We start from the raw sequence: 8,546 nt of genomic DNA, 5'->3' as shown, positions 1-8,546 counted from the left end.
GAGGTTGCTGTTCCCGCGCCAAATTTGGTTGTCATACAATAACCCGTGCAGCGCGGTTTCGGCATTGACCTCGCCGGGCAGTTCCGACGGCCCAAACGGCCATTCTCGGCAATAATCCACGCGCACGTTTGTCGCCGGCCAGGCCGAGCCCGTGCTGGTGAGCAGCGCCCGTGTGCCGGTGCTGTCCAGCGCGGCAGTGAAGCCACTACCGGGCGCACCCCAGTTGGCGCCGTTATCGATTGAAATGCTGAACCGGTTGGCCAGTGCCGCGCCGTTCAGGGTGCGGCAGGCCCGGCCCAATTCCACCTCGATCACAGCGCGCGCCGCATCGCGAAACCACGCCGCCACCACCCGCGGGCCGTGCGCCTTGATACGGCGATCATAATACCAGGCAATACTGCGCCCCATGCCGCGCCCCACCTTGGCCTGGCCCACGGCGTTGCCATCGCTTACCGGGTTCAAACTGCTGGGATTGCCGGGGCTGTTGCAAAACGCCGCGTGCAGGCTGCCGTTCTGATCGCCCACGACATCTGGCCAATAGGGTGCCAGCGCGCCGCGGCTGCCCAATTCCAGCACATAATCCACGCTATCGGCCCGAGTCTTGCTGGTGGCGGCGCCATCGGGCAAATCGCGGTGGCCGCGCCACGGCGGAAAGATCAACCAAGGTGCGGCAACGGCGCCCGTAAACATGGCATCGACCGCCCCGGTCCAGCTGGCCCGCGTCCCCGGCGTTTCGGCAATGCCCGTCCACATCCTCAGCTGGGCATCGGTATAACTGTCCATCAACAGCGCATGATAACCCACCACGCCGCTGCCATCGGCCGAACTGGCCCCGGGGGCAGCCTTGGTGCCGATGAAGCGCCACGAGGCACTGCCCAGCACGAGGCTGTCGGCCGCCCATTGATCCATGGACGTGCCGTTGATTGCCGGCACCACGATGCCCAGCGGATGGCCGGGATTATGATTGTTCCACTCATTCACCATAACCACAAAGCCGTGGCCCACGGCCGGCGTGGTGCCCTGACGCAGCACCGCCGTTCCCGGCAACGGACGCAGATAGCCGGCGCCGCCTGCATCGATGCTGTCCAACCGCATCGCCCACCCCAACGCACCCGAAGCCACCGGCACGCTCAGCAGATTTGGCCCCAGCGGCGGGTTGCTGAAACCGGTGCGCAGCGCCAGCGCCGCGCCCGATTGGCCCCACAGGGTGACGATGGTGCCGACGATGTTATCGGCCAGCGGAATGGCGGCACGGCTGGGAACGGCCGTGTCGCGCACCTCCAGCGTATAGGGGCCGCCCACCGGCAACGCATCCGAAAGGCTCCAGGTGCCGGCATTGAGGGCAAAACTGCCGCCCCAATCATAGCCGGTAACCACTGCGCCTGACGTGCCGTTCACCGCGCCCGTCCCGAACAACCAGCGCCGTTGCAGCCCCGTGGTGTTCACCGCGTCATACGTGCCGGTGCGCACCAGCGGGCGCAGGCCGCGCCCGCCGTGGAAACGCACCACCGGCGCGCCAATAGCCGGATCAACCGCCGCGCCCGACCAGTGGGCCGGCGCGATTGCGGCAACCGCCGCCAGGCCGGCTGCATCGGTGAGTGTGTTCTGCGTCAGCGGCGTTGCCGCCACGGTGCCGGCATTCGCCAACCCGGTGGTGAAATCCTTCAGCGTGTACCAATAGGAAAGCTCACCTCTCCCTGGCCGGGGGTTCGCGGCATCGCCGTTCGATCGCAGATTGGCATAGGGCAAGCTGCCGGCGTTCTGTGCGTCGATCAGGCCCTGATAGTTGAGGAACGGATTGGCTCCGCTGGCGGCCAGCGCCCGGATCGCATCATGGTGCGGGCGGGCATTGGCGCTGTCCCACGGAAAATCGCCGGTGACCAGCGCCGTATGTTCGAGCGCGGTGCCCACCGGCGTGCGGGTGGTGCCAGTCGATTGGGCGCAGAAAACCTGATGAAACAGCCGACCAGTCGTGCCCGTCAACCAGGTTGCGTTCGAAGCGGTGGCAGCGACATAGGTTTCCACCGTCCCGCCCGCCGCGCACACCGCCACGAAATTGCGCCACACCGGTGCAGCATTGCTGCCGATGTTCACCACCCCGTCGATCACCAGCGTCGGCGTCAGATAGGCGAGCTGGCTGATGCTGCCGATATCGCCTTCGCCGGTGGCATAAAGCTGAACAGTGTTGCCATAGGCCAGCTGAATGCGCCGCCGCACCGATACGGTGCTGAAACTTTCCTGGGGCACGCGCACCACAGTATCGTTGGTCGAACCGAATGTGGCGGTGCCGCCGTTGTCAAAGCCCATGATCGCCGGCCGGCCGGCCCCGGCCCAGGTGGCCGGCAGCCGCACCCAGAACGCGCGCCAATGCCCCACCACCTGGCCGGCCGCACCGCCCACGGAAATCGCGCTGGTGTAATTGCGCTTGATCACCGGGCTGGCCAGCCGCAGATCAGCACCGCCCAAGGTTGCAACCTGGATCGCCATCAGCCATTCACCACTGCAAGGCCAGCTTCGTCACCGGCAGCGCCGGCGCCTTCAACCAGCAGGAAAAAGGAACCCGCCGGTGCATTCACCGGCAGCAACTGGCCCACCGTCACCGTGCCCCACGCTGTGGAAACACTGGCATTGGTCAGGCTGAAATCCGGCGCGCCCGCCGGCGATTGGGGGCGGGCATAGCGCGCGCCGCCAATCGCCCCGATGCGGCCAACAGCGCCGATCGACCCGATCATCAGGCCACCGGCATGATGGTCAGGCTGCCATCGCTGGCGCCGTCGCGGACAAAGCTGACGAACTGTCCGCTGGTCAGGCGCAGATGGAACTTCTCATCCGCCGCCAAGGGGATGCTGCCGGGGCTAACACTGGCACTCACCGCAGCGTCACCCACGCGAAAGAACCCGCGCACACTGGCGTGCAGCAGCATTTCACTGGCCGCAACGGCGGTGGACCGCACCTGGCCGGCACCCGCCGTCGTCAGGCGCTGGCCGCCCGCATAATCATAGGCCCGCGTGAGCGTGGCGAACGTCTGCACCGCCACCGGCGTGCGCCCGCCTTCGAGGGCGGCGAGCTTGGCGCTGAGCGCGGCGAGTGTCGCCTCGGTGCTCGCGCCAGCCGGAAGCGGCAGCGCCGCCGCACTGATCGCGCTGGTGCCATTGATGCTCACGCTCTGTCCGGTCAATGACACCGGGAGCGCCGCCGCACGCAGTTCGGCATTGGTCAGCGGGCCGGTAACGCCGATCGTGCCATTGATGCCCACGCTCTGCCCGGAAAAGGCCACAGGCACGGGCACTGCGCGCAATTCGGCATTGGTAAGGCCGCCCGAAACGCTCACCGTGCCCGATACTGTCACCGGCAGGCGAGCCCCGGCGCTGTCGGCCACCGCAATTGCGATGTCCTCACCGCCAAAGGCCAGCTTGGCATAGGGAAAATGCACGCCGCCCACCTCGTCGGTGGCAAAGGCGATGCCGCCGGCTGGGGCGGTCACGTTGTTGGGCATGGGAATCTCCTGCCCGGCGGCGGTCCGCCGGAGCCTGTGGAACCATCAAGGGAAAAGGGTGGGCGCTGCCGCCGGCCCGGCGGGGGGAGTGGGGGGAAACCCGGCCGACGGCAGCGCCCGTTTCATCCGCCTCAGGCGGAGAAGCGCATCAGCTTGATCGCCCGGCTGTCCAGCACGCTGCCGCCCACACGGCGGGTGGCATAAAAATGGACATACGGCTTGTTGGTATACGGATCCTTCAGCACCGTCGTGTCGGGGCGCTGGCTGATCAGGTAACCGGCCTGGAAATTGCCGAACGCGATGGACAAGCTGTCGGCGGCCACGTCGGGCATGGCATCCACTTCCACCACGCGGTGGCCCAGCAGCGTCTGCGGCTGGTCCGGGCCCAGGCCCGGCTGCCAGATGAAGGCGCCATCGGTGGTCTTAAACTTGCGGATGCGCGCCAGCGTTGCCGAGTTCATCACCCACACCGCGCCCTGACGGTAGGGACTGGCCAGCGCGTGCACCATGTCGATCAGGCGATCCTGCGGGTTTGACGCCGCAAAACTGCCAGCCGCCCCTGAGGTGATGAATTGCAGCGTGCCGAACGGACGCGTGAGATCCGTCGTGGCGGCAGTGGGCGCGACAAGGAACCCGCGCGGTTTGTTCACCCCGTCGCCGCTCACAAAGGCGACGCTTTCGGCCCGGGCAAATTCGCGCCCGATCTCATCACCCAGCCAGGCTTCCACGTTGAAGCCGGCATCATCCAGCATTGCCTGGCTAGCCGCCGGATTGGCATAAAGTTCCCCCATCGGCGGGGCAATTTCCGAAAAATTCGGCGTTTCGGTTTCCGGGCGGCCCTGGGTTTCCGAAACCCAGCCCGACACCACGCCGCTGGTGGTGATCAGCCGGCGATAATTGGCCGAACCGATATCCACCACCTGAGCGATGCTGCGGATCGGCGAAGCCGCCAGCAGCACTCGGTTGATCACCGCATCGATTTCCAGCGGCACAGCCAGCCCGCCCTTGGACGGCGGATTGATGGTGGCTGCCTTGGCCTCCAGTGCCGGACGCGCAAGCGGCGTTTCCACCGCAGCCGCCCCGGTTTCGCCAACCCTGTTTTCAGCCGCATCGAACAATGCGGCCAACGGATCAGATTTCAGTTCAAACATGCGTTTCCTCCTCTTGCCAGCCCAGCACTCGTGCCTCCCGTTGCATCGGGAAGGTCACCAGTGACACTTCAACAAGTTCAATCCGCTCAAGGCGGCGTCCGGCCCGGGTCGGGCTGGCGGCCTTGACCCGGTATCCAAAACTAAGGCCATCGATGGCACCGGCCCGCACCAGTGCAGCCGCTTGCGCGCCGCGCCCGCGTTCCACGATTCGCGCCGTGATGCGCAGGCCGCGGCCATCTTCCCGCAGGCTATCAACAAATCCAATGGGTTCGTTAGGCTGGTGCTGCCACAGCAACGGGATGGGCGCAGCAGCACCGGCAAAGGCACCGGGCATCACCACATCGCTGCCCTTGTCGGGGACCGCAAACACGCTGGCATAGCCGGCGATCCGTAACGTCTGAACGCTGGGGGCAGCGCTCATGGCTTGGCGCCCTGCAGCAGCCCCAGCTTGTAGCTCAACCCCAGCAGCAACAGCGCCGCAATGCTGCGCATGATCCAACCGATCAGGCTGCGCAGCGCCGATTTCTTAACGTCGCGCCAGCCCTGCACCAGCTCGCGCAGTTCCTGGATGTCAGCCCCGGCACGCTCGTCCAGCAGGCCAAGGCTTTTCAGCGCCCGCTCGGCTCCGGCCTGGGCGGCATCTTCCACGATCGCCTGCAGCGTCACTCGCGCGGCGCCCTGCGATTCCGCCTGGGCCACCAGCCCTTCCAGGATGCCGGTCATTGGCCGATCTCCAAGCCAAGGATGCGCCGCTTTTCGTTGCCATCGAGGAAATCGGCCGCAATCACCTGCGCCCACAACCGCTCGCGATCTTCCGACAAGGCCGGCACCGCATCCCGGTCCACTTTCAACACCAGGCCCGGCCACCACCATTGCAGGTGCACGGCCAGCGCGCCCAGCAGGCGCGTCAGCAACGGCAGTAACGTCAGCCGCCACAGCGCGACATTGGCCTCGCGGTAGTTGGCATACGTATTGTCGCCTTTCATTCCCAGCAGCAGCGGCGGCACGCCCAGCGCCAGCGCGATGTCACGCGCGGCGGCCTCGCGCATTCCGGCAAAATCCATTTCAGCCGGCGACAGACTCAATGCCTGCCAGCTCAACCCGCCTTCCAGCAGCATCGGCCGCCCGGCGTTGGCAGCGCCAGCAAACGCCGCTTCCATCTCGTGTTTCAGGCGCTGGAACTGGTCGGGGCTCAATGTCGATCCATCACCGGGCTGGTACACCAGTGCACCGCTGGGCCGCGCCGCGTTATCCAGCAGCGCCTTGTTCCAGCGGGTGGCGGCATTGTGCACCGCCACTGCCGACGCCGCCGCACCCAGGCAGCCAGCGCCATGATGATCATCTGTCGGGTGAAAGCTGCGGATATGCAGCAATCCGCCACCAACCGCCGCCGCCACCGGATAGCGCCGCACCGCACCACCGGCGCGATAGACATGCGCCGCCGGCCAGCCTTCGCCGTCCACCTCGATGCTCACGCGCTCGGGACGCAACGCAAACAGCGCCGCCGGCAAACCATCGCTGCCTACAGCAACGTCCACATAGGCATTGCCGTGCAGCAGCATGTGCCCGGCCAAAGTTTCGAGCAGGCTGGGGCCAGACGCGCCAAAGCCGCAGCTGGCCAGCAGCGCCAGCGCCGGATGGTCCCCCGGCTCGGTCACCACCGGCGCACCGCCGGCACCTTCCGTCACCATGCGGATGGCACGCGCCGCCACCGGATTGGTCAGGTAAGCCGCCTGCACCTGGCCGGCATAGCTGCAGCCATGATCCACCAAAGGCGTCGCCCACGACGGGATACCCGAGGGAATTCGCGGCCCAGCCGACGGCGCAGCAGACTTCGTCCGCAGAAACGGCAATCGCATGATGGATAACCCTTTTGGTTAGAGATTGCGAACGGTCGGCAATCCGGCGCGTTGCGACAGCAACAGCGCTGTCAGCGCCCAGACACTGGCATCGGCGCGATCCGGCGATACCCCCGGCCCGGCATAACGGCCATCGGCGAGCAGCCCGCACAATTGGTCTTCCAGCGCCGGAAACACGCCGGCATGAAACACCCGGCCTTCACCATAAAGCGCGGCCACCGGTTCGGCCCTGGCAACCTTGCCGCGGCTGGCACGTACCGCCAGCACCGGCAAACCGGCGTCCACCGATTTCAGCATCGCCGTCACCATGTCACCGCCTTGGTTCACCTCGGCAATCACCCGATCAGCCGCCCACCGATCGGCGGCCTTCACCACGGCCCGCGCCCATTGCTCGGGCCGCTGCGCCGTCACGCTGGCATCATCCAGCACATAGGCATGGCCATCCTCGCCCAGCGCTGCCACCACGATCCCGCAGGTGCCGCCAGCCGCAGGCGGGTCCACACCCACCACCACCCGGGCCACACCTTGCGGCGCGGCACTGCGCTGACGTTCGATCAAGGCGCGGGTCCATAATGCGCCTTCCAGATCATCCACAATCTCGCCGGCCAGTTCCTGCCGGCCGGTTGCCGTACCGCCAAAGCGCCGTTCCAAACGTGCCAGATAGGTTTTCGGCAGATTGGCTGCATTGTCGCCAGTGGAACCGCGAGTGAGCACCACGCCCGGTTCAGCAACAAGGGACTTCAGCCAAGCGAGCGGCCGCGGCGTGGTCGTCAGCAAGATCTGCGGCAGCGCGCCCAACCGGGTCGCCATCCGCAGGTTCATCACCGTATCCTCGCCGCCTGCCCAGTGCGCAAATTCATCGCCCCAGGCAAAATCAAATTGGCCGCCGCGTAGCGCATTGGCTTCGGCCCCCGAATACAGCCGCGCTTCACTGCCGTTGCTCCACTGCAGGCGCTTGGTGCTCGGCTGCCAGGTGAGCGTTTCACCTGGCGGCAGCCGCGCCAACAGCCCGGATTCGCCTTCGACCATCACGGCCCGCGCCACGTCCAGCGTGGGGGCCACCAGTGCGATCCGGCGCGGGCGAGCGCCAGCAGCACTGGCATGCACCCACTGTGCGCCGGCATGGGTCTTGCCGAAACCACGCCCGGCCAGGATCACCCAGATGCCCCAGTCGCCTGCCGGCGCGCGCTGGGCCGGGCGCAAACTGCCGTCACCCAGCAACGTCGCCAGCAAATACTCCTCGCCGTGGCGGCGCAGCAATTGGCGGCAGGTGGCGGCCGGCAACGCCCGATAATAGTCGATCAGCGATGAGGCGTCGTCCACGGCCATAGCGCAGTCTCCGCCAGAGCCGGTGTTTGGCCGGACTGAAAAATCAAACGATATTCGACCCGGCCGTGCCGGAACGGTTCATTTTGCGGCGTCAGCCAATCCGGCCAACGCCCGCAATTCCACCCGCAGCCGCGCCGCGCCGACACCATCGGGCACACGGCCAGCCCCGGTATGGGTTACCGGCTTGTCGCGGCGGCCCACGATGGCGAGCGCCAGCCGTGTATCGATTTGCCCCGCGCCCGATCCCAACGTTGCCCGCTTGGGTTTGGCGGCGCCGCTGCCTTCACCGGGCAGGGCATCGCTGCCCTTACCGGGCAGGGCATCGCCGTCGGCAAACTGGCCCAGCAAGGCAGCCAGCACCCGGCTTTCCACTCGTTCCCAGGCATAATTCACCGCTGCCAGCCACTCCGCCGCAAACGCCGGATCGACATCGCGATACCGGAACAGTTCATAAACGGGCAGGCCCAGTTGGTCCGCCGCCACGGCTGGATCGCCGCAGCGCGACAATTGCTCCAGAAAGGCCAGACGATCCTTGCGCTGGCCAATCAATTTGACCACCAGGCGCGAACCTGGCCGATAACGCACCCGTTCCCGCGACCGGTCACGTATGCATGCTTTTACCGGCGCAGTCGGCACATCAAATTGCTCGGGCGCCGCCGTCACGGCCGGTGCAGCAGCCAATTTTGGTTCGTCAATCAGCATGAACGCCTC

General features: G+C 66.5%; 9 protein-coding genes. All 9 read right to left on the bottom strand.

Annotation, left to right across the window (positions count from 1 at the left end; translation table 11 throughout):
• On the bottom strand, window positions 1-2,487 hold a 2,487-nt coding region (locus ACESL8_RS06005), incomplete at its 3' end, for a hypothetical protein (protein ID WP_372916841.1).
• A complete protein-coding gene (locus tag ACESL8_RS06000; RefSeq protein ID WP_372916839.1) occupies window positions 2,487-2,732 on the bottom strand; it encodes a hypothetical protein in 246 nt (81 codons plus the stop codon). The genes ACESL8_RS06000 and ACESL8_RS06005, both read right to left, overlap by 1 nt.
• Window positions 2,732-3,496, bottom strand: a complete 765-nt coding sequence (locus ACESL8_RS05995) for a hypothetical protein (protein WP_372916837.1) — start codon at window positions 3,494-3,496, stop codon at window positions 2,732-2,734. Before ACESL8_RS05995 ends, ACESL8_RS06000 begins: the two co-directional genes overlap by 1 nt.
• A gap of 131 nt (window positions 3,497-3,627) precedes the next feature.
• Window positions 3,628-4,647 carry a phage major capsid protein gene (locus tag ACESL8_RS05990; protein WP_372916835.1) on the bottom strand — a complete coding sequence of 340 codons (1,020 nt, stop codon included), beginning with the start codon at window positions 4,645-4,647 and terminating at the stop codon, window positions 3,628-3,630.
• Window positions 4,640-5,068: an HK97 family phage prohead protease gene (locus ACESL8_RS05985; RefSeq protein ID WP_372916833.1), complete on the bottom strand. Its 429-nt coding sequence runs from the start codon at window positions 5,066-5,068 to the stop codon at window positions 4,640-4,642. The genes ACESL8_RS05990 and ACESL8_RS05985 overlap by 8 nt, the downstream gene beginning before the upstream one ends.
• A complete protein-coding gene (locus ACESL8_RS05980; RefSeq protein WP_372916830.1) occupies window positions 5,065-5,370 on the bottom strand; it encodes a DUF6127 family protein in 306 nt (101 codons plus the stop codon). Before ACESL8_RS05980 ends, ACESL8_RS05985 begins: the two co-directional genes overlap by 4 nt.
• Window positions 5,367-6,500 (bottom strand): phage portal protein, encoded by a 1,134-nt coding sequence (locus tag ACESL8_RS05975; RefSeq protein ID WP_372916845.1) that lies wholly within the window; start codon window positions 6,498-6,500, stop codon window positions 5,367-5,369. The genes ACESL8_RS05980 and ACESL8_RS05975 overlap by 4 nt, the downstream gene beginning before the upstream one ends.
• 24 nt (window positions 6,501-6,524) lie before the next feature.
• Entirely contained in the window at window positions 6,525-7,829 is a 1,305-nt protein-coding gene (locus ACESL8_RS05970; protein ID WP_372916828.1) for a DNA-packaging protein, read from the bottom strand.
• A gap of 84 nt (window positions 7,830-7,913) precedes the next feature.
• Window positions 7,914-8,537 carry a hypothetical protein gene (locus ACESL8_RS05965; RefSeq protein ID WP_372916826.1) on the bottom strand — a complete coding sequence of 208 codons (624 nt, stop codon included), beginning with the start codon at window positions 8,535-8,537 and terminating at the stop codon, window positions 7,914-7,916.
• Window positions 8,538-8,546: the final 9 nt, after the last annotated feature.

This window comes from Sandarakinorhabdus sp. (assembly GCF_041689835.1).
GTDB lineage: Bacteria > Pseudomonadota > Alphaproteobacteria > Sphingomonadales > Sphingomonadaceae > Sandarakinorhabdus.
The sequence above is the reverse complement of the archived record's forward strand: the minus strand, read 5'-3'. Positions and strand labels throughout refer to the sequence as shown.

Coding starts and splice junctions, on each gene's coding strand:
- ACESL8_RS05990 (WP_372916835.1), bottom strand. CDS start 4,647: ATGTTTGAACTGAAATCTGATCCGTTGGCCGCATTGTTCGATGCGGCT.
- ACESL8_RS05965 (WP_372916826.1), bottom strand. CDS start 8,537: ATGCTGATTGACGAACCAAAATTGGCTGCTGCACCGGCCGTGACGGCG.
- ACESL8_RS05985 (WP_372916833.1), bottom strand. CDS start 5,068: ATGAGCGCTGCCCCCAGCGTTCAGACGTTACGGATCGCCGGCTATGCC.
- ACESL8_RS06000 (WP_372916839.1), bottom strand. CDS start 2,732: ATGATCGGGTCGATCGGCGCTGTTGGCCGCATCGGGGCGATTGGCGGC.
- ACESL8_RS05980 (WP_372916830.1), bottom strand. CDS start 5,370: ATGACCGGCATCCTGGAAGGGCTGGTGGCCCAGGCGGAATCGCAGGGC.
- ACESL8_RS05995 (WP_372916837.1), bottom strand. CDS start 3,496: ATGCCCAACAACGTGACCGCCCCAGCCGGCGGCATCGCCTTTGCCACC.